Source organism: Acinetobacter sp. YH12117 (assembly GCF_013418865.1).
GTDB classification, from domain to species: Bacteria; Pseudomonadota; Gammaproteobacteria; order Pseudomonadales; family Moraxellaceae; genus Acinetobacter; species Acinetobacter indicus.
Genome location: NZ_VPBF01000017.1, coordinates 40,522 through 61,562, shown reverse-complemented (window position 1 = coordinate 61,562; position 21,041 = coordinate 40,522). Strand labels below are relative to the sequence as shown.

24 protein-coding genes are annotated in these 21,041 nt (G+C 43.0%); 3 read left to right on the top strand and 21 right to left on the bottom strand.

Going from position 1 to position 21,041, the window contains the following annotated elements; all coding sequences use genetic code 11:
- Positions 1–225 precede the first annotated feature (225 nt).
- A complete protein-coding gene (locus FTU55_RS08105; protein ID WP_180046742.1) occupies positions 226–1,758 on the bottom strand; it encodes an aspartate aminotransferase family protein in 1,533 nt (510 codons plus the stop codon).
- Between the two features lie 3 nt (positions 1,759–1,761).
- Positions 1,762–3,135: a diaminobutyrate--2-oxoglutarate transaminase gene (locus FTU55_RS08100; RefSeq protein WP_005176742.1), complete on the bottom strand. Its 1,374-nt coding sequence runs from the start codon at positions 3,133–3,135 to the stop codon at positions 1,762–1,764.
- 468 nt (positions 3,136–3,603) lie between these two features.
- Between FTU55_RS08100 and FTU55_RS08095 the strand changes: the two genes are divergently transcribed.
- Positions 3,604–4,308: an SIMPL domain-containing protein gene (locus FTU55_RS08095; protein WP_180046740.1), complete on the top strand. Its 705-nt coding sequence runs from the start codon at positions 3,604–3,606 to the stop codon at positions 4,306–4,308.
- A 471-nt stretch (positions 4,309–4,779) separates the two neighbouring features.
- Here the strand turns inward: FTU55_RS08095 and FTU55_RS08090 are convergent, their stop codons facing one another.
- The 16 genes from FTU55_RS08090 to cgtA all read right to left on the bottom strand — a co-directional run bounded on the left by FTU55_RS08090 (position 4,780) and on the right by cgtA (position 16,212).
- Positions 4,780–5,100 carry a terminase small subunit gene (locus FTU55_RS08090; RefSeq protein WP_180046738.1) on the bottom strand — a complete coding sequence of 107 codons (321 nt, stop codon included), beginning with the start codon at positions 5,098–5,100 and terminating at the stop codon, positions 4,780–4,782.
- An 82-nt stretch (positions 5,101–5,182) separates the two neighbouring features.
- Entirely contained in the window at positions 5,183–5,500 is a 318-nt protein-coding gene (locus FTU55_RS15305) for an HNH endonuclease signature motif containing protein (protein ID WP_180046736.1), read from the bottom strand.
- Positions 5,501–5,555: 55 nt separating this feature from the next.
- A complete protein-coding gene (locus tag FTU55_RS08080) occupies positions 5,556–5,909 on the bottom strand; it encodes a hypothetical protein (protein ID WP_180046734.1) in 354 nt (117 codons plus the stop codon).
- Entirely contained in the window at positions 5,906–6,619 is a 714-nt protein-coding gene (locus FTU55_RS08075) for an HK97 family phage prohead protease (protein ID WP_180046733.1), read from the bottom strand. Before FTU55_RS08075 ends, FTU55_RS08080 begins: the two co-directional genes overlap by 4 nt.
- A gap of 4 nt (positions 6,620–6,623) precedes the next feature.
- Entirely contained in the window at positions 6,624–7,586 is a 963-nt protein-coding gene (locus FTU55_RS08070) for a hypothetical protein (protein WP_180046731.1), read from the bottom strand.
- Positions 7,587–7,654: 68 nt separating this feature from the next.
- The gene (locus FTU55_RS08065; protein WP_104488758.1) at positions 7,655–8,017 is read right to left on the bottom strand and encodes a hypothetical protein; all 363 of its coding nucleotides are present in this window, start codon (positions 8,015–8,017) and stop codon (positions 7,655–7,657) included.
- Positions 8,018–8,358: 341 nt separating this feature from the next.
- The gene (locus FTU55_RS08060) at positions 8,359–10,509 is read right to left on the bottom strand and encodes a DUF3987 domain-containing protein (RefSeq protein WP_180046729.1); all 2,151 of its coding nucleotides are present in this window, start codon (positions 10,507–10,509) and stop codon (positions 8,359–8,361) included.
- Entirely contained in the window at positions 10,506–10,901 is a 396-nt protein-coding gene (locus tag FTU55_RS08055) for a hypothetical protein (RefSeq protein WP_180046727.1), read from the bottom strand. The genes FTU55_RS08060 and FTU55_RS08055 overlap by 4 nt, the downstream gene beginning before the upstream one ends.
- Positions 10,894–11,208: a hypothetical protein gene (locus FTU55_RS08050; protein ID WP_180046725.1), complete on the bottom strand. Its 315-nt coding sequence runs from the start codon at positions 11,206–11,208 to the stop codon at positions 10,894–10,896. The genes FTU55_RS08055 and FTU55_RS08050 overlap by 8 nt, the downstream gene beginning before the upstream one ends.
- A complete protein-coding gene (locus FTU55_RS15135; RefSeq protein WP_257223329.1) occupies positions 11,205–11,336 on the bottom strand; it encodes a hypothetical protein in 132 nt (43 codons plus the stop codon). Before FTU55_RS15135 ends, FTU55_RS08050 begins: the two co-directional genes overlap by 4 nt.
- Positions 11,333–11,551 carry a helix-turn-helix domain-containing protein gene (locus FTU55_RS08045; protein ID WP_168405096.1) on the bottom strand — a complete coding sequence of 73 codons (219 nt, stop codon included), beginning with the start codon at positions 11,549–11,551 and terminating at the stop codon, positions 11,333–11,335. Before FTU55_RS08045 ends, FTU55_RS15135 begins: the two co-directional genes overlap by 4 nt.
- Entirely contained in the window at positions 11,548–11,823 is a 276-nt protein-coding gene (locus FTU55_RS08040) for an AlpA family transcriptional regulator (protein WP_126562358.1), read from the bottom strand. Before FTU55_RS08040 ends, FTU55_RS08045 begins: the two co-directional genes overlap by 4 nt.
- Positions 11,824–11,925: 102 nt before the next feature.
- Positions 11,926–12,525: a hypothetical protein gene (locus FTU55_RS08035; protein WP_151833926.1), complete on the bottom strand. Its 600-nt coding sequence runs from the start codon at positions 12,523–12,525 to the stop codon at positions 11,926–11,928.
- A complete protein-coding gene (locus FTU55_RS08030; protein ID WP_180046723.1) occupies positions 12,525–13,646 on the bottom strand; it encodes a site-specific integrase in 1,122 nt (373 codons plus the stop codon). Before FTU55_RS08030 ends, FTU55_RS08035 begins: the two co-directional genes overlap by 1 nt.
- A 191-nt stretch (positions 13,647–13,837) precedes the next feature.
- Positions 13,838–14,971 (bottom strand): glutamate 5-kinase, encoded by a 1,134-nt coding sequence (gene proB / locus FTU55_RS08025; RefSeq protein WP_005176735.1) that lies wholly within the window; start codon positions 14,969–14,971, stop codon positions 13,838–13,840.
- Positions 14,972–15,000: 29 nt separating this feature from the next.
- On the bottom strand, positions 15,001–16,212 hold the full coding sequence (gene cgtA, locus FTU55_RS08020) for an Obg family GTPase CgtA (protein ID WP_005176732.1): 1,212 nt from the start codon (positions 16,210–16,212) through the stop codon (positions 15,001–15,003).
- Positions 16,213–16,478: 266 nt separating this feature from the next.
- Between cgtA and FTU55_RS08015 the strand changes: the two genes are divergently transcribed.
- Positions 16,479–17,666, top strand: coding sequence for an MFS transporter (locus FTU55_RS08015; RefSeq protein ID WP_180046721.1), 1,188 nt, complete (start codon positions 16,479–16,481; stop codon positions 17,664–17,666).
- A gap of 502 nt (positions 17,667–18,168) precedes the next feature.
- Here the strand turns inward: FTU55_RS08015 and FTU55_RS08010 are convergent.
- Positions 18,169–18,543 (bottom strand): helix-turn-helix domain-containing protein, encoded by a 375-nt coding sequence (locus FTU55_RS08010; RefSeq protein WP_016660049.1) that lies wholly within the window; start codon positions 18,541–18,543, stop codon positions 18,169–18,171.
- Between the two features lie 115 nt (positions 18,544–18,658).
- On the opposite strand from FTU55_RS08010, the gene FTU55_RS08005 reads away from it, so the two are divergent.
- Positions 18,659–19,510, top strand: a complete 852-nt coding sequence (locus FTU55_RS08005) for an SDR family oxidoreductase (RefSeq protein ID WP_180046720.1) — start codon at positions 18,659–18,661, stop codon at positions 19,508–19,510.
- Between the two features lie 13 nt (positions 19,511–19,523).
- On the opposite strand, the gene FTU55_RS08000 is transcribed toward FTU55_RS08005, so the two are convergent.
- A complete protein-coding gene (locus FTU55_RS08000; protein ID WP_180046718.1) occupies positions 19,524–20,198 on the bottom strand; it encodes a hypothetical protein in 675 nt (224 codons plus the stop codon).
- A gap of 13 nt (positions 20,199–20,211) precedes the next feature.
- Positions 20,212–20,922: an MFS transporter gene (locus FTU55_RS07995; protein ID WP_373685469.1), complete on the bottom strand. Its 711-nt coding sequence runs from the start codon at positions 20,920–20,922 to the stop codon at positions 20,212–20,214.
- Positions 20,923–21,041: the final 119 nt, after the last annotated feature.

The window sequence follows — 21,041 nt, the reverse complement described above, 5'->3', positions numbered from 1 at the left end:
TTCTGTCCAACATGGTGTACTTTAGCAAGTTGTTCAAAATCCTGTCGCACAACAGGTTTAATTAGCTCATGAAATACGGTATTCTGATGTGACAAAACCTGAATCCTGGTCGTTAAAGTGTTTGTTTACACTCATATTTTAACTGTTAGGACTCAGGTTTTTTTATTTAAAGCAAACTATGGGACAGCAGTGCCCTATAGGCCTCTCTTTCTTTGCAGCATGCGATTAAGCGATTGGTGGTGTGTAAGTACCATCTGCAATTGAAGCTTTAATACGCTCTGCTTCTGCCAGCACAAGTGCCAGCAGGTTTTTCACGTTGTCTAATGTTGCAACCGGGCTTAACGTGGTCATTTTCAATGATTGCACCTGACCCACTTTGGTTACACCAATATTCGCTTCACCACGCGCAAACAGTTCATCTGCGACGTTCTGGTTTAAGGCATCAACAAATTCAGCCGGATAGCCTTCAGGCACCACACGGAACAACACCGATGCAAATTGCGGCTCTACCAGCAACTCAAGACCATCTGTTGCTCTAATATAAGCAGCAACATCACGGGTTAAATCCACACCATGATCGATCATTGAACCATAAAGCTCTTCGCCCAAGGCTTCAACTGTCATCCACAATTTCAAGGCATCAAAACGACGCGTGGTTTGCAGTGACTTCGATACCAGGTTTGGTACGCCGTGCTCTTCATCATAAGCAGAGTTCAAGTACTCAGCTTCATAATGCATGAAACGGTAGTTGGCTTCGTCTTTTAACAAGAACGCACCACATGAAATGGTCTGGAAATAATGCTTGTGGAAATCAAGCGTCACAGAATCCGACAATTCGATGCCATCGAGCATAGAACGATAGTTATTCGACAAAATCAGTGCACCACCCCACGCCGCGTCAATGTGCATCCACGCGCCATATTTGTTGGTGATTTCACGAATTTCTTTTAATGGATCAATCGCGCCCGCATCGGTTGTACCTGCAGTTGCCACCACACATGCCACAATTTTGCCTTCAGACTGAAGGTGTGCCATGGTTTTCTCAAGTGCAACCACATCCATCTGTGCATTGTCATTCACAGGAACGGTCACCACAGACTGGAAGCCCATGCCCATCATCGCCATGTTCTTTTGCACAGAGAAGTGTGCGTTTTCAGAACAGATGACTTTGACATTACGCATTGCCTCTGCCGGTACACCATCACGCTGCACTGACCACGGCTTGCCGTTTTCGTCTTTCCAGTTTTTCGCGATGCAGGCATCACGCGCCAGCAGCACACCCATCAGGTTAGACTGCGTACCACCTGAAGTGAATACACCGGCCTGACCTGAACCGTAACCGACTTTTTGACGTAACCAGTCGATTAACTGCACTTCCATTAATGAACCGGCCGGGCTTTGATCCCATGAGTCCATGGACTGGTTAGTGGCGTTAATTAACACTTCTGCGATCTGGCTGGCCACCATGGTTGGACAGTGCAAATGCGCCAGTGAATGCGGATGGTGAACTTTCAAGCTCTTGTTCAGGAACAGCTCGACCATGCGCTCTAAAGATTTCTGTACACCCAGACCTTCTTTCGATGGATTGAATGAAATGGCACTGCGTAGCTCTTTAATGCTACCACCGGTGTACATTTTATCGTTTTGCAACCATGCTGCGACAGCTTTTGTCGCTTGGTCCATTGCTGACTCATAGTCAGCAATAGATTGAGCATCATTGCAGAGTAAGGCTTTACGATGTTCTGCAAAATCTACCATGTATTATGCGCCTCGTACTGCTTTCAGTGCTTCAGCCACAGCTTTCTTGAAGCGGGCAATCACTTCTACACACTCTTCCTGATTAATGATCAGCGGGCAAAGTAAACGGATTACCGTACCGCCACGACCACCTTTTTCTAACAACAGTTTGTTGTCAAAACATGCAGCCTGAATTGCAGCAGCCAGTTGTGAATCTGCAGGATAAGCACCTAAACGGTCTTTTTCCTGACGCTCATCTACAATTTCAACACCAATCATTAAACCGCGGCCACGTACGTTACCGATACATGGGAATTCAACTGCCAGTTTTTTCAGTTCAGCTTGCAGGAAGTCGCCACGCTCTTGCGCATTTTGCGCCAGGTTTTGTTCTTTAATGGTGTTGATTGTCGCCAGACCAGTACCCATTGCCAGCTGGTTACCACGGAAAGTACCGGTATGGCCTGCTGGTTGCCAAGCATCAAACTTACGTTTAATCCCTAACACCGCCAGTGGCAAGCTACCACCAACCGCTTTCGACATAACCACTACGTCTGGCTCAATACCAGCATGTTCATAAGCAAACATTTTGCCTGAACGCGCAAAGCCTGCTTGAACTTCGTCAAGAATCAACACGATGTTGTGTTTTTCAGTCACTTCACGGATTTTTTTCAGCCATTTGGTAGGCGCAGTAACCACACCGCCTTCACCCTGAATTGCTTCAAGAATTACAGCAGCCGGTTTAGTAACACCGCTTTCCACATCTTCAATGAAGTTTTCGAAATAGTAAGTCAGTGCATCCACACCTGCTTCACCGCCAAGACCCAACGGGCAACGGTATTCGTGTGGATACGGCATAAATTGTACGCCCGGCATTAAACCGTTTACGGCATTCTTGGCAGACAGGTTACCTGTCATTGCCAGCGAACCGTGAGTCATACCGTGGTAGCCACCTGAGAAGCTGATTACAGAGCTACGGCCGGTAAATGTTTTTGCAAGCTTGATTGCTGCTTCTGTTGCATCTGCACCAGATGGACCACAGAACTGCAAGCAATACTCTTCTTTACCACCTGGCAGGTAAGCAAGAAGCGCTTCAGTAAATGCATCTTTTAAAGGTGTAGTTAAATCTAAAGTATGTAAAGGAAGACCACTCGCGATGGTGTCTTGAATACTTTGAATCACCGCAGGATGATTATGGCCCAAAGCCAATGTACCTGCCCCAGCTAAACAATCTAGGTACGTCGTACCCTCAACATCGGTAACCCAGCAACCTTGTGCCTTCGCTATCGCTAACGGTAATTTACGAGGATAACTACGCACATTCGATTCCATCTGACTTTGGCGAGTCAAGTAGTATTCGTTTGTGGAATTGGTGGCAGGGTTTACAGAAGTAACGCTCATATCGAATTACCATCTCTGATATGGGTTGAAGAAATAAGTCGGGCGACTTGTGGTCCTTTGACTCGGTGCTTTATAAAAATCTAGTTAGATGATCTAGATAATATTCAATAACTAGGAGCGCGATGATACCTAATTTTTCAGGAAAATAAACCGCTTTTGGCATTTTATCGAGCTAATTTTATCGAAAAGTTCTATCGGTCTAACCATTAGATTGAATTATCATCTTACAATGTGACAGCAGAAAGAAAACCGCATTCTTGATATTTTTTTTAACCCTATGTAAGTTGCCTACAGAATTAAACCCACTATTAAATATAACATATTGTTTTAAAATAAATAATCAAGCCATTCCGAGTCAGTAGATTTTATTATTTTTTTACAATCCCACCACAAACTCTGCAAAAATTAGCCATATTGCTTGGCTAATATGCTTTGATAGATAAATACCTATAAAAACAGGACAAAATCATGCGTTTTATTACTCTCTCCAGTTGCTTATTGGCCGCCACAGTTTCAGGTAGTGCCTTGGCGCAGACCACCGAAAAACTGAACTATAACCTGATCAATGTTCAGGCAGAAGCCAGCCGTCAGGTATCCAATGACCAGATGAATGCAGTGCTGTATATCGAGCGCAGTCATAAACAGCCTTCTGAACTGGCCAATCAGATCACCCAAATTATGAATCAGGCGATGGCCACAGCGCGAAAATATTCAACGGTTAAAGTAGAAAGTGGTTCACAGTCGACTTATCCGGTTTATGACAATGACAGTCAGAAACTGAAAGAATGGCGCGGTCGTGCCGAAATTCATCTGGAAAGTACCGACTTTAAAGCCGCCAGCCAGCTCATTGGCGAGCTGCAGCAGCGCCTGCAAACTCAATCAGTACATTTTAGTGTGTCAGATAGCCAGCGTAAGAAAGTCGAAAATGAGCTACTGGTCGAAGCTTCGAAAAACTTCCAGCAACGCGCACAGTTATTGACCCAGGCCTGGAATAAATCAGGCTATCAGCTGGTCAATCTGAACATGAATACCAATAACTATACCCCGCGCCCGATTGCAATGCGCGCCAATACCGCCAAGTTTGCAGTGGCTGAAGCAGCACCTGCACCGGATATGGCTGCCGGTGAATCGAAGATGACGGTGAATGCCAACGGGACGATTCAGTTTAAGTAAATTGCTCGTTACCTCTATTTCCAAAATAAAAAATCCCGCTCGGAAGCGGGATTTTTGTATTTCTTAAGTTGAATCTGTATGGCTTAGTAAATCGCCATATGATTGTGATTTATCATAGATTTAACCTCATGTTTTTATTGTATTTTATTTTCTCATTTAAATTTTAACCTCCAGCCTAACCTCCAGCACTCTAAAAAAATCACAAAATACTTTCGATTGCAGATACGTGCATTCAGTCGCGTGTGCTTGGCCGCGGTTGGAGATTTTGAATAAGCTGCTCATCTTATTGGTGGCTAAGGTATGGTCATCTTGACCATCGGGGGGGGATTATTGTTCTTCAGCACATCAAAGATAAGGAACCGGCCTGCTAAACTCATCTTAATTCTATTGGGATTTTAAGCCCTAAAACCACAAATTAGCAGTGTTGTGCGCGCGCGTACGCGAATACATCAAGTTTAATAAATAGTCAATTCAGGCGTGTTTTGAGTGGAAATAAGGCAGTAAAAATATAGCTACCTCCAGTCTGGTGTGCATATCCACCAGCTCATCATTCATAAGCTGACTAAGCAGCTCAAGCGGATCGGTTGAATTGTTAATAATCTCTGGAATGTTAATATTTTTAGGTTGTATATCTCTCTCCAGGTAAAACTTCACCTGTTTATCCTGCATCAACCTATAACCTTGCTGTTTTGCTGATTTTTCAGGACATCCAGCATAAATAGCTGCCTCCTTTTGATTCATGCCTTGCCTGATACCTTCAATAAATTTCTGTTTTTTCTTGGTTAGCTCCATCGGTAAACATTCCTAAAAAAGCAGTTTTTTTTGCAAATGTGAGGGTGCGCGATTAACGCTAACCAATTCCTTTTTTTATCAATCAAAGCGCCCCCCTACCTCTCAGGGTCGCTTCTTCTGCTGTCTTTAACTCATGACAAGGTGATTTGCATAATAGCTGTAGGTTATCCAGGTTATTCGATCCACCCATCCACAACGGTTTTATGTGGTCTACTTCCATATCAAACATGCTGACCCTGCCACACTCAGCGCAAGTGTATTCACCTTTAAGTAATACCTGCTGTCTGATCCGCTGCCAAGTGTTGCCATATAATCGAGCTGTCCCTCTCTGCACCTGGTCGATCCGTGGCTTGGTCTTTGCTACCTGAAGCCGTGGTTTTAATGTTGGTAATCTTGCCATTACTCCACCCTAAATAAAAAAGTGATGGGACTAGCCCACCACCTGTATTGAATAACTATGCTTTAAAGGATCGGGTCTGATTGCTTTTAATCCTTCCCCATATTTCAAAAGCTCTTTTAACTTTCGGATTGCTTCTATTGTTCTTCAGATAAGCATCAAAGTCATTTCGATAAATATGAAACAACATGGCAATCTTAACCAATTCCAGCTTATTCTCCTGGTTCTCCCATAAGCACAGCACCTCTGCAATTCCTTCAGGTGGAAGCCTTTGTACACTGGATATAAAGTCCGTTTCTGCTGGCTTCATTTGTCGGCCATTATGCTGAAGCACCTCCACAGAATACCCGCGGAACTTATAATCATTCTTCGGTAGCATTGCCATCATTCTAGTTTTAAATGTTGGTTTCATAAGTCACCCCTTAAACTATCCGCCATCAATCGAACCTTATTGGCTTTATCTTCACCAAACTCATTAATGAATGGCTCCAGCAAGCTCTTGCGTTTCACTGGATCGGCATAGGCCAGTTGAGCAGCTAAGAGTTTCTCATGGTGGCTTAATCCATCCGCTACAATATCCGCACTGATTGGTGATAACTTCACACCGCCTCTATTTAATTTAACAGTCCTATGCCCTGATCCCGATAACCGCACCCCTGCATTAGATGCTCGCTTAATCTCGGTAATTGTGGCTTGGATATTGCACGGAATTGTTACCGCACTTGTCTCATATACTTCGATTGCAGTGTAATGAATGCCACCACCTGAACGAATTTCATAATCCAGTGGTCTAAAGCCAATACTTAAACCACGAACCAAACCTTCCTTGATTGCATTCCAGGCATGGTCTACCTGATCCTTTAAACTTCCAGCCTCTTTGATTTTTGCAATCTGTACCTCAATTTCTAAACCTTTGCTGGAACGCTTTGCAGCAACTACATTGCCAATAGGCTTCGAGTGGTCATGCTGCCAAAGAAAAGGGAAAGGTAGATCAAATACCATTCCATTAACTTCAACAATATCGTTTGCCCGATCCGGTGAAATAGTGGAGGCTATCCCCTTAATGATTCGCTTTTCGTTATCTACTGACTTTATTGTCAATGTTGAATAGGCTTTTTCCATATCATCAGCCCTCTACCACTTCAGCATCTTCGATCACGGTTGCTTTATATCCATCCAGGAACTTGTAGCCATTAATACCCATTACTTTGATTGCCACCTTATTCTCCTGGAATAAATAAACTGGCTCACTTGTTGCCGTTGTAACTGTCGCCTCATTGGTTAACTTCAGCTCTACAATTGGATCGGTAGCCAAAGTGAGCTTAGTTAGATCAAATACAATCTTTTGATTTTCATTTACTGATTTGTTTGTGATGACTGGAATACCTCGAATTGATCCGCCATTCACGCCCAGGCTATCCAACTCCAATTCATTCGCAATATTTAAAGCAGTAAACGGATTAAGCAGTAGGATTGCGTCCTGTGGGTCATCAATCGAAGCTAAGGCGTTGGTAATGTCTGCCAGTAGTGTCGGCATTGTGGAGCCTGTGGCGGTGACTGTAGTCGCGTCTGCTGTAATGGTTTCTATAAAGTCTGCATTCTCGCCAGCAACATAGCTATTAATTAAAGCTGTGTTAATCAATGGCTCTACCAGGCTGTAGTAATCGCTTTTGAAGTAACGCTCTGGAAAAATGGCATATCCACCAATTTTTTTAAAATCTAGGTTGAATCCAATTTCTGAGGTTTCGGTCAAAATTGATGTAGGCATGGCCTGCGGTACAACTTCGCAAGGTGACAAGTCAAAACTACTTAATGGGGTGTTTAGTGGCATATAAAGGTTTTTGCCAAGTGCCTCGATCTGACCAATCAAGCTTCTTTCTTTGACCAGGCTAACAAACTGCTGACTGGCTGCGATTGCTGCATAGTCTGCCTGTGTTGGGTCTGTGAATCCTTTTGATGCCATCATCTGTGCAACAGCTGAGGATTTACCGAAATGTTTGATTGCAAGTTCTTCAGGTCTAGTGGATTCTTTTTCCGCTCTGTGCTGAACAAAAATACTTTTAACTAGGGTAGTAACATTGGTTTTCATAAAAAAAGCTCATATCAGGGGGAATATGAGCAAAATATAAACTGTAATTTCTATTCTATGTTTTGGCTTTATAACGCCTTATAACTATCTCGTTTAGCCAAGTATTCGGCAATGTTATAAATCGTGTATCTGTACTCATTGCCCACCAGTACACAATCTGGAGTTAATCTTTTTTGCAGTCTGGCCACCCTAAAAAATGCTTTTGATTTACCCAGCAACTTAACTGCCTGCTGCTCTGAAATCGTACCGTTTTGACTTGGCTTGATATTCATCTCGATAGCCTTAATATAAAGTGCATCAATATAGCTTTGAATATTTGCCGACCTCTCAGATACAACCAATTTCACTTGCTCAACAATTGTTTTTGCCTGCGCTCTATTAATACCATTTTCCTGTAAAACTGTTTCTATAATTTCGGGTTGAATCATCATAATTAATCAATCCTGTATCAATTGAATTTTTCTTAAATCCAGTACATAATTGGCTTATAGGGTTATATCTTCTTACCCTTCTAAGCCACCTTTCTAGCCCATTGGTGGCTTTTTAATGTCTGTGATTTTCTGCCAACTCTATAAATTCTGCGATTTTGCGATTTTTCCTTGTAAGCCTTGCCCTGTCTATCTTTCCGCTTCGCATTGCTCTTGCGATTCGTATGCGACATGTGCGGAGTATATCGGATCATTTCGCATACTCCGCATTGGAATCGCACACCCTTTGCGACATGGATAACCTTATGCCATAAGGGTTTCAGCCATAAATCGCAAAATCGCAACTATTTCAGCAATGCCGGATTTAATTCAATGTAAGTGGAGCGGTTAATTGTCACCAGTCGCACATAATTAAACTCGATCAGCTCATTCAAACAAGGATCAAATTCCTTCGCTTTTCTTATTTGAAGTGGTGCGCCTTTCATTGCTACCGTTCTTTGCAATCGGTTGGTTTTTTCCTTTTTGCATTTGGTTAAAAGGTACTTAATCAGCTTCTCAGAATCACTTTCATCGGCTACTTCAATATCTGAATATCGGAACCACTCAGACAAAGAATGTCTAATAACAGCGCAAGCTGCCTGCATGATTTCAGAATCAATTTCAGACTTGTTTTCAAAGTAAGCCAGGACAGCACCTAAACGTCTGGCAAGCTCATTTGCACGACTAGCGAAAGGCTGCATAAATTCAAACTGTTTTCCGCTACCCTGCAAAATTTCACACTCATTGTAGAACTCAAGCTCTAGTAACTCAGCTTCACCTGATAACTGCATGACTGGAAAATACGGAACCTCTCCTGATTCATTCAAAAGAACTGGTAGCTCGTCTTTTAAAATATCTCTACAGCGATTCCAAAATTTAGTTAATCGAGGGTCATTGTGTGAATTTTTTAGCTTTTGTCTAAATTCAATTGTATGTGTTCGCTGCCCAGCAATACTCTCTGGAGCGGTTAAAATGAATCGAGGTAAAAATCCCTGTCCTCTTAGTGTTGGATCGTTTAAAGCTCCAGCCAGTACAGCACGTTGCCCGAGTAGGTTGAAGGTTAGGCGAACATCATAAGCCGTTCCATTATCATCAGATGACGCGCGGTTTCTCTGACAATACCCATCATCAAACAACTTAGTGAATGCACCTAACGCACTTTTGGCCGTGTCACCCTTCATTGTGTGACCATCAAAGAACTGTCCGGCCTCATCACTACTGAGTGAGGCATTTTTTACAATCCCTTTAATATAAAACTTGGTCAGGGTTTCGATAGTAATATCAGAAAAGATACTGGTCGGATCGGTTGGTCTGGGATTATCTAAAGCCCACTGCGCGAACTCTTTCGATTCAATTGTTTTCGACCGTGCATTCCAATCTTCCAGTGATTTTTTATACTCATCATACTGCTGGCGCTCATGCTCTCGAATGGGTAATTCAACCAGCTTTTGACAAGATGACTTGCGCCCACCGCTACCACCTTCAGTTAAAAAGAACAAAGATGATGGCATACCCTCCCTGTTGGTTTCTTTGGGTGCATTAACCTTGCCTTGTGCTAAAAATGAAATACTGGCTAAAACACATTGAGCAGCCATTGCAACCGGAGCTTGTACATATTCAGCGGTGGCAAGAATTGCATTCCTCACAACTTCCGGTAGCTCATCAATAGGATAAGGTTTTGATTGAATCAGGGTGTCATTTCTCAGGCTTATTGGAGCTTGCCAGCTATCCAGCTTTTCAGCTTTCCGATCCGCTGGCATATCCTCAACTTGAGGCTGTGCGATTAGGCCAGATTCGATTGATTTTATGATCTGCTGTTTTTTATCAAAGAAAAACTTTTTAATCAGATTAGGACTTAAATTTTTTAAATCCTCATCTGCCTGGATAAATAAATCAGCATTATTGGCTGGAGGTTTTTCACCAACTAACATTTTAAATATTGTTTCAGGCATACCATTGTTTATAATCTGATACGCTGCATCAATATCTTTATGAAGTACAACGGCCTCCCCAGCCTTAGCAAGTTTCACAAATAAATCTATATTGTCTGTACCTAGAACATACGGCATATATTTATTATTTGTGTTGCTTGCGAATATTCCAGCTCTGCCAATAGAAAATGATATTTTTTTAGAATCAATTTCTTTACATGGTGTCTGGCTAGTATCGTACTTTTTAGCCGTGCCTCTGATTCCATACCCTATAACTTCAGTTAATTCATTAGGATTAACTAGAGGGAGCGCTTCACATTCTTCGCAGTTATATTCCGGCAATTCAGAATAAATATAGCTCTCAGGCTTAACTTTAAAATTCTGCTCATCAATGCAGCCTTTTACAAAATCTTCAATCGAATGATATTCGGTTATGTTGCCTGTCACCGGATCAGTGCTGACTGCTAAGGGAGCGGAACCACCAAACAAGTCGATAGTTTTATCGCAAGGGATTTTAGCATTCATGCTGCACCCCCTTTCATAACAGCATAAACCGCAGTTTCTAATGATTCTTTTAATTGTCCAGCCACTAAGAACAGGCCGTGTATAGCTGCTGCTGTGTGGCCTTTAGCTAGATTGAAATCTGATAACTCATCAATAGTGACTACAATGCCATTCGCTAAGTCGATATAAGCGGAAATATATAATTTAGTTTTTACACTGGCACTTTCAATATCTTCTAAAGCACCATTCGCCAGCACTTCACACACACTGAGCATGGCCTTTGCGTCACCATCTGAAAGGTCGCACTGGTCGTAGCTAGTGTACAAGCGAAGCAATACGCTCTCTAGTGATTCAAGATAGACTTGAGCATCTTCTAAATGATTTGCTGCTGTTTTATTGATTTGATTAGGCATGAGAATGCGCTCCTGAGTTTGTAGGAGCCTTGCCAATTACGACCAAGTAATTTAGGTGGCAAAGCTGAAAGGGGTTGGTCGACCAGTAACTCAGGTGACTGGCAAGCGCGAACGCTTCCCCCTCCAGCTCCGCCATAACATGCGAACGCATAGAGAAAATACACATACAAAAAAAGTCCATTAAGCGGACTGTATGCGCTGAGTATTCATAGCCGACCAAAGCTAACTTTGAGATTTTGCCCAAAGCAAGGGAACTATAACCAATATGATCAGGTCTTTGCAATGTGAATTTTTCAAATAGTTTCATTTTTTCCCACCTTTAATACCCTGGTGCTGCTGGGATAATTTGAAGTTTTTAAAATAGTGGCTTTCTGCTGCCAATGGCTTCATGTATTCAACAAGCGATTTCAGATAGTGCTTATGATTGTTATTCATGCTGCCACCTCTTTAATAAGCTCATACCGCGCATGTCGGCCAATGCCTGAATTATTGCGCTCGTAGTGGGTCACAATGTCGTAACCTGCACACCGTAAACGCTGAATGATTGCGCTCAATCGGTAGCAGTTAAAGAGGTCGATAGCCTCGGCCTGTGAAATGGTCTTGCCTTGCTTGAGGTGTGCTAGGACTTGTTTTAATTGGGTGTTATTCATGCTGACTGCTCCTCAATCCACTTCTGAACGTCTGAAGCTCTCCAGACAGTGACATTGCCACCCATGCGGATCGGCTGCGGAAATTTACCTTCACGTGTCCAGGCCCATAGAGTTTTTTCTGAGATTGGCAAAATACCTTGTCGTGCTGGCTTGGCGTTTAGTTTTCGGGTTTTTCCGGCATTTGCGCCAGTTTTATAAACGTGGATTTTTTCTGGAGTGGCTGGAGCTGAAGCGATTTGTTTAGCTCGGTAGAATTGTTCGCGCGTTTGCATACTGCACCTTTCTATTACGTTATGCGTTATTGCATAGGTGCAGTTTCGTTTTTCTAAGATTTGTGTATCAGGGTAGAAAATCACCCTCTTTAAGTTGAATAACTACCTGTTTTTATTTTTACTTATAATTTTTCTAATCTTATCAATATCTTTTGGAACTGTTGGTATTTGATTTAATCGCAAAAAATCACTAATAAAACTGTATTTATCTTCGGCCTTAACCTTGCCAGTCTTACACTTTTCAAAAAGAAAATTTATTGTGCAGATAAGATTAGCCTCAATATGATTTGTATTTCTTCCCTTTAAATTAGAATATTTTTTGATTTCTTCTTTTGAATAAATAATTGAGCATTGATATTTAATTAATGAGGATTTTAATTCTTCATCAAGTAAGCTACTTAGCCCCATCTTGTACCAGGCTTCAAGCATATAAGCATTTTGATTTAATGATGTTAGATTAATTTCATCAACTAAATTTTTAATTAATCTCTCCATTTTCTCAAGGTGGATAACATCCTCCTGCGCTGAATTTCTTGTTTCCCTGACCTGAATATCTAGTTTCGCCCTACCCAGAATCAAGCCAGCATCATCTAAAAAAGATTGCCTATCAATATTCAGGCCATCAAATAAATATAAGCTCTGCTCAGATATAGAGGTATTCAAAAAACCGCCATCACATTGTTTTTCTCTTTTTCTAGCCATCACCCCACCCCATTAATTTTATTCGCCAGCTCTGTCGCAGTCGGGTTGTAATACTTCATCAGCGTTTTTAAATCTTTATGTCCTGTGACTTTTGCCAAGTCTTGAACTGGTAGTTTTTGGGATAGTCTTGTGGTGGCCTCATGCCTGGTGTCATGGAAATTTAAATCTTCAATTTTTAGTTTTTCAGTAACGACCTGCCAGAAATACTGTGAAAGTGTATTCGCGCTTGTGAGAGTGCAAACTGTTTCTTCATGGATTCCCTTCATCAACTCCAGCAATTCTTTTGCTTTCATGGAGAGTGGAACCTTCCGCGAAGTACCGTTTTTTGTATCAGGCAAAAGCACATAATCATCCGTGATATTCGCCCATTTCATACCAACGATTTCGCTGGCTCTCATCGCTGTTTCGATAGCAAATAAGAATGCCCAGGCGGTCTGCTGTTTTTTATTCACTGGCTGGAATGTTGGGTGATAACTGAATGCTTTTAGAATCTGATCTATTTCGTCTTGAGATATGCGCCTGTCCCTATGGTCTGATTCGCTTGGCTTTGAAATATCAGCCAATGGTGAACCTGTGATGATACGAAGCTCCTGTCGTGCATACTTGAACACACTACCCAGCAAGCCTAAATCTCTCTTAACTGTTGCAGCCTTAACCATCTTCAGGCGTTCATTTCTAAACTCAATCATATCGAGCTGATCCACCTGGCTAACTGGCTTCTGCATAAGTTTAGGAAATAACCGGATAAATAAGTTGAGAGAAGCAACTTCCTGCCTATGTCCTTTATGAGTGGGGGATACAACATCCCTATAAGATTCAATCAACTCTCTAAAGCTCATGCCTTCAAGCTGCTTTTGCTTTTCTTCTTTCTTTTTCTGACCTGGACTTATACCACTGGCCAGCATGATTTTTATTTCATCACGTTTCAATCGTGCTTCTTTAATAGAGATAAGCGGATACTCGCCTATTGTGACAGTCCCTTTTTTTCCATCAAGCGTATAAAGCACCTTCCAGACTTTCTTTCCAGTTGGAGAGGTGAATATATAAAGCATGTCGCCATCACTGATTTTAAACAGCTTTTCTTTTGGTTTTATAGCTTCAATCTGTTGTTTAGTAAGCATTGCACACCTGTGGAGGTTAGAACCACATAAAAAAAGAGGTTAGACTGATTTAACCTCCAGTTTAACCTCCATGTGTACGGTGTTTCAATGAAATTACTTGTTATTGCTTAACAGTACAAAGTGAGATAAAAATATTGATTTTCAATCACTTTCATAGCGTTTTAAACACTGCAAGTAAGTGCATGTTTTTGCTAGTAAATAGCCATATGATTACGATGGATCATTTCCAGCGAACGCGCTTCACCCAATACCTGATGCACTTTGTCCGAGGCCAGACCTTTAATAATATCTGCTGAACGCGAACTGAAGTTCACCCGTCCCACAGCCACCCGATGGCCTTGGCGATCTACACATTCCACCACATCACCACGTTCGAAATGCCCTTCCACGGCGCGTACACCCACCGGTAACAGACTGCGATGATTTTCCTTGATGGCTTTTACCGCACCTTCATCCAATACCAGACGGCCTGCGGTTTGCAGATGCGCCGCTAGCCATTGCTGATGTGCGGTGATACGATCATTGTCGGTAATAAATAGCGTACCGAGCATTTCGCCATCCATCAGACGGGCCAGTACATTGTCACTTTCACCGCTGGCAATTAAGGTTGGACAGCCCGATTTGGCCGCTAAACGCGCAGCACGGACTTTAGTTAACATACCGCCACGACCAAACTTGCCACCGCCACCGGCCATATCGAACAGGCTTTCATCTAAAGCACGTACGGTATGGAACAGTTTGGCATCCGGATTAGAGCGCGGATCAGAATCAAACATGCCTTGCTGATCGGTCAGGATAATCAACAGATCCGCATGTACCTGTCCGGCCACCATAGCTGCCAGGGTATCGTTATCACCAAAACGGATTTCGTCAGTGGAAACCGTGTCATTTTCATTAATCACCGGAATCACGCGCCAGTCAATCAGGTGCTGCAAGGCATCACATGAATTGAGATAACGGCGACGATCTGCCAGGTCATCATGAGTTAATAACACTTGCGCAGTTTTAATGTCGTGTTTTTCCAGCACGCTGGACCAGGTTTGTACCAGGCCCATTTGACCAATGGCCGCACAAGCCTGAAGACTGGGTAGATCAGTGGGTCGATTCTCTAGTTTCATTCGAACCATGCCTTCAGCCACAGCACCGGAGGACACCAGAATAATCTCGTGTCCTGCATTATGCAGATCTGCAATCTGATTCGCCCAATGCGAAATTGCATCCAGATCTAAGCCTTTCCCGTTTGCTGTGAGTAAAGATGATCCGATTTTAACAACGATTCGTTTACAACCCTGGAGCTGACGTTGCCCATCTACCACTTCTATCATCTTGTCCTCAGTTACTCTTCATCAAGAGCTTAACGTACGTAATATACTTCCATTTCGCCATCATCTTCATCGTCATCATCGAAGTCATCGCCCTGACCCGCCAGACGTTGCTGACGACGCATTTCACGATAAGCTTCTTTAGCGGCGATGGTTTGCTCGCGTGTTTCAGCTTCAAGCTGGTCACGGAAGGCTTTCATTTCTGCTGCATAGTCTGGATCTTCAACTTCGCGTTCGCGTTGCTGTTCAATCTGATCCATCAGGTAGTACACCACTTCTTTGGTACCTTCAGACATTAGGCCCGAGGTCTGGAATACCGGACCATCCCATTGCAGTTCTTCCAGAATATGTTTACACCATTCTTCGCGTGAATCTTCCGGTAATTGGTCGAGCTTGTTCAGCACCAAGACTACTGGCAATTTGGCCAGCGTTGGCGAGAATTTTTCCAGCTCGTTCAAAATGGCACGGGCATTGTGTGCCGGATCTGAACCATCAATTGGCTGTACATCGACAATGTGAAGCAGAATACGGGTACGCGCCAGGTGTTTCAGGAAGCGAATCCCTAAACCGGCCCCTTCTGCCGCACCTTCAATCAGACCTGGAATATCGGCCATCACAAAAGAACGATGACGATCGGCATCGACCACACCCAGGTTTGGCACCATGGTGGTAAACGGATAGTCTGCAACTTTTGGTTTTGCTGCCGATACTGCACGAATAAAGGTTGATTTACCGGCGTTTGGCATACCCAGTAAGCCAACATCTGCCAGCACTTTCAGCTCTAAACGGATTTCGCGGAATTCACCTTTCACACCTGTGGTAAATTTACGCGGGGTACGGTTAGTCGATGATTTGAAGTGAGTATTCCCCAAACCACCATCACCGCCCTGGGCAACCAGTACTTTCTGACCGTCTTCGACCAAGTCAGCAATAATGTCACCAGAATCTGTATCTACAATCGTGGTGCCTACCGGTACTTTCAGCACCACAGATTCACCACCACGGCCAGCACAGTTTGCGCCTGCACCATTTTTACCGCGCTCAGCACGGAATTTACGGGTATAACGATAATCTACGAGTGTACTGGTGTCGTCATCGGCCTGAATATAAATGCTACCGCCACGACCACCATCACCACCATCTGGACCACCAAATGGTACGAATTTTTCACGGCGAAAACTGGCTACGCCATTGCCACCGTCGCCAGCCTCTACGGTAATGACTGCTTCATCAACAAAGCGCATCTTGCCAATCCTCTAAAAACTTTAAAACCGCCTATTCTGCCATATTTTAAAGGATTTCTCGAATAATTTATGCAGCAAATCTATTGTGCTCACAATTCTTTTTACAATTTGTGTGTCGCCATCTAAAAAGCGCAATCTAGCTAAAACCGGACAGCGCTTATTTTTTTCCAAGCATGATATTCAGCAATCAAATGATTGTTTTTTCTTATTTCTATTTTCAGTCCACAACACCTATAGTGTGCTACTCGCTGACTTGAGAAATTGTTATGTCCTCCCCAACCGCCACGCCAGTGCTGTCCCCTCAATTTGTATTACTGATGGCGCTGGCCTGTGGCCTCTGTGCCGGTTCTGCCTATTTTAACCAGCCACTCATTTATTCAATTGAAAAAAGTCTGGGCATTAGCACCAGTCAAGCCGGCTTTGCTGTAGTAGTCGCGCAAATTGGTTATGGTTTAGGACTTATGCTATTGGTGCCACTGGGTGATTTACTCAATAAACGCAAGCTAATTGTTAGTCTGATGGTCTTCGCGGCAATTTCACAAATCCTGCTGTCTTTGAGCAGCAGCCTGTCTGGACTGTATTTCTTTACCTTATGTGCCACTTTTGGTGCGATTTCCGCGCAGGTGTTAATTCCGTTTGCCTCGACCATTAGTCCGCCGGAATCGAGTGCTGCCATTGTCGGTAAACTGATGAGTGGTCTGGTAATGGGGATTATTCTGTCGCGCACCTTTGCCGGTTTTGTATCGACTTACTGGTCATGGGAAGGTGTGTATTTATCTAGCGGAATACTGACCTTGGGCTTTGCCCTGCTGATGTGGCACAAACTGCCGAATACCGAGCCACAATCCGGTTTAACGGTGATGGGAATTTACCGTTCCTTATTTAAACTGGCGCAGCATCATCCGCATTTAATTCGCCGCGCCTGTGCCGGTGCCTTGGGCTTCGGTATTTTGTCGATGGTCTTTACCTCAATGACCTTTGTCTTGGGCAGCGCGCCTTATCATTTTAGTGATTTTGAAATTGGCCTGTTTGGCTTACTTGGCGTGATCGGGATTTATTCGGCCAGCTGGTCGGGGAAAACCGTGGGACAAGGCAAGGAAAATCTGGTTGCAACGCTATGTATTTCCCTGATGCTGTTGTCCTGTATTCCGCTGTTTTTTACCCAGCAGAATATTGTGGTCTACGCGATTGGGGTACTGATGAGCTATTTTGGCCTGACCGCATTTCACGTATTAAACCAGAACCTGGTCTATCGGATTGATATTAAAGCGCGTTCAAGAATTAATGCGGTATATATGACCATTTACTTTTCAGGGGCAGCCATTGGTTCACTCGGTGCGGTGTATGCCTGGGAACATTTTGAATGGATTGGCTGTGTGGCACTTGGACTAGTCTTTGCGCTTGGCATTTTAGTGATTGACCGTTTTGATTTTAAAAAGATGAAACAGGCTTAAAATATTTTGATTCATCACTGCTCATGACTCATTCATAAGATAAATCCTGCAAGTTCCTTCTCCCTTTGGGAGAAGGCTAGGATGAGGGGCTGTTATGCTGAATGAGAAGTTTAAACTAGCTTATAAAAATATTTCTTTTCATTATTGTTGATCAATTGCATAGCGCATTAACTTCTGACCTAACGCGATAAAAGTATGACCCATTTCTTTTCCAAGCCTAGATACTCGATAATCAATAAACTCGATATTTTTCGACGTTAACCTCCGCGAATAGCTTGAATATAATCCTATTCTTTTATGATTAAATTATTTAATCCTATCCTTTAAGCTTTGATCTCCAGTCGTGTCTTCCAGAAATTGAAAATGAGCCCAACATGTTTGTGCTTAAGTTATGGAATTCGGCTATGAAATAAAAGTCAAAATAATGGCATAGACCGCCAAAAGCGTCGCGACCAGAGGTTCAGAGGGTTTCATTATTGCTTCCCCACCCGCAACTTAATATCTATTTTGAAACGCGCGCTTTATTCTCTAAAATCTCAGGCAAACTACGCTCTACCCATCCAATCAAGTAATTTAACTTTTCAGACGCTTGCGAACCCAAAATCGTCAGCTGATATTCTACTTTTGGTGGCACAACGGGATAAACCGTTCTTAATATAAAACCATCTTGTTCCAGCATTTTTAAAGTCTGCGCTAACATTTTCTCGCTCACCCCTTCAATGCGCTGTTTTAACTCGCTAAAACGATGTACACCATCACTTAAACAGCGCAGAACCAATACCGACCATTTATTGGTTAAGTGTTCCAAAATTTCACGCGATGGACAATCCGTGGATAAAACCTGACCAAGCAATTTACTGGTTTCATAAGCTGACATAAAAATCTTTCCTGTGAGTAATAGGCTTACTTTTTGGTACGTACTTACATTTAGTAAGTTAGCAGATTAGTATTTAACCATCAAGATTATTTTTCAAACAATGTTGGAGTGAGATATGAATATTGCAATTACAGGTGCAACCGGTCAGTTGGGTCAATTGGTGATCCACCATCTTTTCAATTTAAGTTCAGAACATCACCTTATTGCGTTGGTCCGTAATATTGAAAAAGCCCAGGCACAATTACCGCAAGGCATCGAAATCCGCCATTTCGACTACGACAAGCCTGAAAGTTTAAGTACCACATTATTGGGCGTAGATAAGTTACTTTTAATTTCAGCCAATGAAATTGGTCGTCGTACGGCACAACACCAGGCTGTGATTGAAGCCGCCCAGGCAAGTCAAGTTCCTTATATTGCCTATACCAGTTTGTTAAATGCAGATCACTCCAGTTTAGGCTTGGCACAGGAACATCGTGAAACTGAAAAATTGATTCAAGAAAGTGGATTGAGCTATACCCTGCTTCGCAACAACTGGTATATCGAGAACTATTTGGGTGGCTTAACCCAAGAGATCCAACATGGCGCAATATACGGTGCAAGTGGGGATGGTCAAATTAGTGCCGCGTCTCGTGACGAATATGCTGAAGCAATTGCACGTGTATTACTCACAGATACCCATCTGAATAAAACCTATGAGTTAGCATCAAGCCAAAGCTTTACCAAGGCTGATCTTGCTAAAGCCATCTCCGAAGTGAGCCAACAACCAGTGCAGTACAATAACTTAAGCCCTGAAGTCTTTGAGCAACTGTTGCTACAGGTGGGCTTAGATGAGGGTTTTGCCAGTTTCTTGGCGGATGTCGATGCTCAAACCCAAAATGGCGTCATGTATAGCCAAAGTCAGGATTTGCAAACGTTACTGGGACGTCCAACGGCAAGTATTACAAGCATTTTGCAGAAACTGATCTAAAGTCAGCTTCAGTTTATGGATGGATTTGGCTCAGTTTCAGATCCATTGTCATGTCTAAATTGGCTTGTGTGCGTCGTTCAACATTACGCATCGTGGCATTAAAACCGGAAACTTTCTGCAAGGTCATTGGATCATTCAGATTTAATTGCGGCGCAAATTGATGCAGTAAGCGGACCTTTAACAGCTCATGAAATTCCAGACCGACCGGGCCATTAAATAAAATCTTGACCGGCAGCCGATAGGTGCGCTGCAAATGAAACGGCACACTCATTTTAATTGGAATATCCAGCTGTAACGGCAGTTTGGGCAATAACGGATTCTGATAGATTAAATCGGTGCTGGTCTGTAATGGCATCAGCTGATCAATTTGAATATGGGTTTTATAGTCCACTTTTACATCAATCGGTGTGGTGACCACAAATTGCAGATTGGCCGGATATTTGCCTTCTAACGGCAATTGCACCTGCTGATCCAGCTGAATTTCAGTATCTAAATGGCCTTGGGTATGCGCCTGTAAATAATTGCCGACCTCAATATGAGTGGGTAAATCTTCCGGTAACAACAGCCGTGCTTTTTGGGCATTCACATACATCGAGGCCTGAATATTTAAATACAGCCAGAACAGAAGTGCGACCAGCGCAGCCACAATCAAGCCCAACACAAGCTGATGGCGAAGTGAAGAAAACATCTTGCACGCTCCTCTACTCGACCATTTGTACAGTAGTCTGTGGCTGCGCCGTTTCGGCCGTCGCCAGACGAATACTGTTTAAAGGAATATTCAGCTCACCCTGCTCAATCTTAATTGGCAAGGTATTTTTTACATCCACCGAGGCCTTCAGCGCGGTTTGAATTGGCACATTTAAATGACCTTGTACCGGAATCTGGGTATTCAGTGTGGTTTTTAATGGAATATTCAGGTTTTCTTTTAATACCGTTTTTACCGGCGCATTAAATTTCAAATGGACTTTTTGCGCGAGTGGCACATCCATATGAATGGGGACATCCAGCACAATGGGAATGGTGCCTTTGAGCGGCAAACTGATGTCTTTACCCATCAACCTGACTTTGACCTGGGTATCAACCGCCAAAGGCTGGTTAATTTTTAAGGTTTCCCGCACCGGAATGGTGGTACGGATTGGCACATGCGTATCAAAATACACCCGTGGATTTAAGGTTTGGGTCAGCGGAATATCCAGATTTTCCTGAATGGGAATAACCGCATTGACCCGGCCACTGACATCGACATCCAGTGCATCATGAATTTTAACTTCGACTTGGAGTGCTTCCTGCAAATCAATATTGACCTGCTGGTTTTCGAGCGGAATATAAATCTGAAAATGCCGAAAAATCCATAAGGCAATTGCTACACCTACCATGGCTGCCAGCACCATCAAGATTATGCCGCGGAGCATCAATCTGTTTGGCAACGGTTTATCCTATCTGTCATTTTTGTTTTTCTCGACAGAAATTGTGCCCAAAAACCGTGATACGGTTTGCAATTTTTTGTATAGCGTCTTTGCTTATTATTTTA

What these genes read in the sequence shown, in the direction of transcription:
- FTU55_RS08105 (WP_180046742.1), bottom strand. Translation starts at nt 1,758, where the DNA reads ATGGTAGATTTTGCAGAACATCGTAAAGCCTTACTCTGCAATGATGCT.
- FTU55_RS08100 (WP_005176742.1), bottom strand. Translation starts at nt 3,135, where the DNA reads ATGAGCGTTACTTCTGTAAACCCTGCCACCAATTCCACAAACGAATAC.
- FTU55_RS08095 (WP_180046740.1), top strand. Translation starts at nt 3,604, where the DNA reads ATGCGTTTTATTACTCTCTCCAGTTGCTTATTGGCCGCCACAGTTTCA.
- FTU55_RS08090 (WP_180046738.1), bottom strand. Translation starts at nt 5,100, where the DNA reads ATGGAGCTAACCAAGAAAAAACAGAAATTTATTGAAGGTATCAGGCAA.
- FTU55_RS15305 (WP_180046736.1), bottom strand. Translation starts at nt 5,500, where the DNA reads ATGGCAAGATTACCAACATTAAAACCACGGCTTCAGGTAGCAAAGACC.
- FTU55_RS08080 (WP_180046734.1), bottom strand. Translation starts at nt 5,909, where the DNA reads ATGAAACCAACATTTAAAACTAGAATGATGGCAATGCTACCGAAGAAT.
- FTU55_RS08075 (WP_180046733.1), bottom strand. Translation starts at nt 6,619, where the DNA reads ATGGAAAAAGCCTATTCAACATTGACAATAAAGTCAGTAGATAACGAA.
- FTU55_RS08070 (WP_180046731.1), bottom strand. Translation starts at nt 7,586, where the DNA reads ATGAAAACCAATGTTACTACCCTAGTTAAAAGTATTTTTGTTCAGCAC.
- FTU55_RS08065 (WP_104488758.1), bottom strand. Translation starts at nt 8,017, where the DNA reads ATGATGATTCAACCCGAAATTATAGAAACAGTTTTACAGGAAAATGGT.
- FTU55_RS08060 (WP_180046729.1), bottom strand. Translation starts at nt 10,509, where the DNA reads ATGAATGCTAAAATCCCTTGCGATAAAACTATCGACTTGTTTGGTGGT.
- FTU55_RS08055 (WP_180046727.1), bottom strand. Translation starts at nt 10,901, where the DNA reads ATGCCTAATCAAATCAATAAAACAGCAGCAAATCATTTAGAAGATGCT.
- FTU55_RS08050 (WP_180046725.1), bottom strand. Translation starts at nt 11,208, where the DNA reads ATGAAACTATTTGAAAAATTCACATTGCAAAGACCTGATCATATTGGT.
- FTU55_RS15135 (WP_257223329.1), bottom strand. Translation starts at nt 11,336, where the DNA reads ATGAATAACAATCATAAGCACTATCTGAAATCGCTTGTTGAATACATG.
- FTU55_RS08045 (WP_168405096.1), bottom strand. Translation starts at nt 11,551, where the DNA reads ATGAATAACACCCAATTAAAACAAGTCCTAGCACACCTCAAGCAAGGC.
- FTU55_RS08040 (WP_126562358.1), bottom strand. Translation starts at nt 11,823, where the DNA reads ATGCAAACGCGCGAACAATTCTACCGAGCTAAACAAATCGCTTCAGCT.
- FTU55_RS08035 (WP_151833926.1), bottom strand. Translation starts at nt 12,525, where the DNA reads ATGGCTAGAAAAAGAGAAAAACAATGTGATGGCGGTTTTTTGAATACC.
- FTU55_RS08030 (WP_180046723.1), bottom strand. Translation starts at nt 13,646, where the DNA reads ATGCTTACTAAACAACAGATTGAAGCTATAAAACCAAAAGAAAAGCTG.
- proB (WP_005176735.1), bottom strand. Translation starts at nt 14,971, where the DNA reads ATGATAGAAGTGGTAGATGGGCAACGTCAGCTCCAGGGTTGTAAACGA.
- cgtA (WP_005176732.1), bottom strand. Translation starts at nt 16,212, where the DNA reads ATGCGCTTTGTTGATGAAGCAGTCATTACCGTAGAGGCTGGCGACGGT.
- FTU55_RS08015 (WP_180046721.1), top strand. Translation starts at nt 16,479, where the DNA reads ATGTCCTCCCCAACCGCCACGCCAGTGCTGTCCCCTCAATTTGTATTA.
- FTU55_RS08010 (WP_016660049.1), bottom strand. Translation starts at nt 18,543, where the DNA reads ATGTCAGCTTATGAAACCAGTAAATTGCTTGGTCAGGTTTTATCCACG.
- FTU55_RS08005 (WP_180046720.1), top strand. Translation starts at nt 18,659, where the DNA reads ATGAATATTGCAATTACAGGTGCAACCGGTCAGTTGGGTCAATTGGTG.
- FTU55_RS08000 (WP_180046718.1), bottom strand. Translation starts at nt 20,198, where the DNA reads ATGTTTTCTTCACTTCGCCATCAGCTTGTGTTGGGCTTGATTGTGGCT.
- FTU55_RS07995 (WP_373685469.1), bottom strand. Translation starts at nt 20,922, where the DNA reads ATGCTCCGCGGCATAATCTTGATGGTGCTGGCAGCCATGGTAGGTGTA.